This is a genomic window from Promicromonospora sp. NPDC060204 (assembly GCF_042728455.1).
Classification (GTDB): domain Bacteria; phylum Actinomycetota; class Actinomycetes; order Actinomycetales; family Cellulomonadaceae; genus Promicromonospora.
In genome coordinates this window covers 1-1,824 of the sequence record NZ_JBHWZO010000453.1, presented here as the reverse complement: position 1 = coordinate 1,824, position 1,824 = coordinate 1, and the positions used below count along the sequence as shown (strand labels likewise).

At 71.7% G+C, this 1,824-nt stretch carries 1 protein-coding gene; it reads right to left on the bottom strand.

Annotated elements, in window-relative coordinates; genetic code table 11:
* Positions 1 to 62 precede the first annotated feature (62 nt).
* Complete coding sequence (locus ACFWEJ_RS28605; protein WP_377232541.1) at positions 63 to 1,508, bottom strand: family 43 glycosylhydrolase; 1,446 nt, start codon at positions 1,506 to 1,508, stop codon at positions 63 to 65.
* Between the last annotated feature and the right edge of the window lie 316 nt (positions 1,509 to 1,824).

Here is a 1,824-nt window from a genome sequence, read left to right as displayed (position 1 = left end):
GGCGTTGTTCCGGGCACAATCGCTGGGCTGGCGGGTGTGTGGGCCGCGGCGGCCGTCGTCGGCTACGCGACCTCGATGTAGTCCAGCTCCGTGAACGCCGTCCCCTTGCCGAGTCGGATGGTGTTCCAGCCGGCCTGGAGCGTGATGTCCTTGCTGGACTGCTGCCAGTTGTCCCAGCCGGTGATCGGGTAGCTGATCGTCCCGGCCGACGCCCCGTTGACCGTGACCGTGTGCGACGCCGTCACGGCCGAGCCGTTGGCGTAGCCAACGTGCAGCGTGTAGCTGCCGGACGTCGGCACGTAGATCGAGCCGACGTCGACCCAGCTGTCGGCGTGGTCGATGTACGCGGCGACCTTGCCGTCCGACGCGCCGGCCGCGTTCTCGCGGACCGTGCAGTTGTTCAGGGTGCCGCGCTCGGCCTCGTAGCGCACCCGGCTGCCGCGCACCACGGGGTTGCCGTTCGCCCAGCCGAGGTCGGCGACGTACATGCCGCGCCCGCCCGCGTCCCGGTGCCCGTGGAAGACGAGCTTGTCGCCCCCGGCGTCCCGCAGCACGTCGGCGCCGCCAGGTCCGGACACCGCGCCGTCGAGCGAGTCGGTGGTCATGAGGAACCGGAACGCCTTGGTGTACGGGCCGGTGATCGAGTCGGCCACCGCGTAGTTCGTGCCGTACGAGTTGGTGCTGTACGGGCCCGCCGAGTAGAAGAGCACGTACTTGCCGCCCACCTTGGTCACGACGGGCGCCTCGATGATGCCGGCCTCGTCGGCCCGGTCGTTGCGCAGCACCTGGGTGGCGCCGCCCTGGAACGTGAGGCCGTCCGCGGCCACGCGCTGCACGTGGATCCAGGTGGTGGCGCCGATGGCGTTGCCGTCGTTCTTCCACAGGATGTACCGGGTGCCGTCGGCGTCGACGAAGCTGGACGCGTCGATCGCGCCGCCCGCCTCCAGCGGGCAGATCAGCGGATCGCTGCCGACGGGGACGAACGGGCCGCCGGGGGAGTCGGCCAGCGCCGCGCCGATGCACTGGCGGCCCGACGCGTTGTGCCAGGCCGTGTAGTAGAGGAGGTACTTGCCGTCGGCGCGCTGCGAGACGTTGGGCGCCCAGGTGCGCCCGGTCTTGGCCCACGCGCCGAGGGTCGGCAGGGCGTCGGTGGACTGGAAGGTCCACGGCCCGTCCGGGTCGGGTGCGGTGGCCCAGGGCAGGTTCTTGCCCTGGTTGGTGGCGTACGCGTAGTAGGTGCTCCCGAACTTCGACACGTCGGGGTCGGGGAAGTCGCGGTCGAGCACGAGGCTCGGCCGGACGGTCGTCTGGATGGCGGCGTCGTCGGCGGCTGCGTCGGCATTGAGTGCGTCGGCGCGGGTCGCCGCGTCTCCGGGAGCGGTGACGGCGGGGGCGCCGTCGTCGGCCGGTGCCGCGACCGCGGGGGCGACCGCGAGGGCGCCGGCGGCGAAGGCGGCGGCCGCCGCACCGGCGACAAGCTTGAGCGGGCTGAAGCGAGGAAGTACCACGTTGAACCTCCGGGCGATCGAAACTCGACGGGTGAATTGTCGCCATCTCGCGGCCCTGTGTAAAGGCCCTGGCCCTCGCCGGGCGGCTCGCGGGTGATTCCGGTCCAACGTTAGATCGGTTCGACGCCGGTGGCCCGACCGTCCGCGCACCAGTTGTGTGCGGACGCCGTCCGCAGGTCGGATGCTGCCGCCGTCCTGCTGCCGCCGTCCTGCTGCTGGCGCGCTGTGAGTGCCGCGCCGTCGGCAGTTCGCGGCGCTGTCGGCGGTTTGCACCACAGAGTCGGCAGTTTGCCTTGAGGTCGGCACAGGCCTGTGC